The organism is Candidatus Frankia nodulisporulans (assembly GCF_902806475.1).
Taxonomy (GTDB): Bacteria; Actinomycetota; Actinomycetes; order Frankiales; family Frankiaceae; genus Frankia; species Frankia umida.
Window position 1 is genome coordinate 1 of sequence record NZ_CADCWS010000559.1, and the last position, 445, is coordinate 445.

1 protein-coding gene is annotated in these 445 nt (G+C 70.6%); it reads right to left on the minus strand.

The features are described from left to right. Positions 1–360 (minus strand): hypothetical protein (locus tag G6R24_RS21410; protein WP_225438910.1); only part of this gene is annotated, 360 nt, incomplete at its 3' end. Positions 361–445 lie beyond the last annotated feature (85 nt).

Genomic DNA, 445 nt, shown 5'->3' on the forward strand with positions numbered 1-445 from the left:
GCCGGGGGCAGAGCCGTCGGTGACCGGGTATTGGGTGGCCCACCACAGCACCACCCCCCGCGACCGGCCGAGGCTGGACAGCTCGACCAGCCGCTGCAGCCGGCCCTTGTCCCGGCGGACCTGGGCGAGGACCACCTGGCCTTCGTCGATGACGACGGTGAGCTGCGGGCCGTCCCACCGACTCAGCCGACGGCGCTTCAGCTCGATGGCCCGGCGGGTCATCTCCGCGTGGACCTCATCGATCAGCAGGTTGATCTCGCCGGCGGTGACCGCGCATCGGCAGACGCCGTCCCAGAGAGTGGCCTCCTCACCCTTGCCGTCGACGAACACCAGGTCGCCGCGCAGGTGAGCGGTGGCCATCAACGGCCGGGTTGACCAGGACTTCCCCGACCCCGACGCCCCCGAGATCAGCATCCGTTCGTCGAACGCCACCAGCACCTCCTCA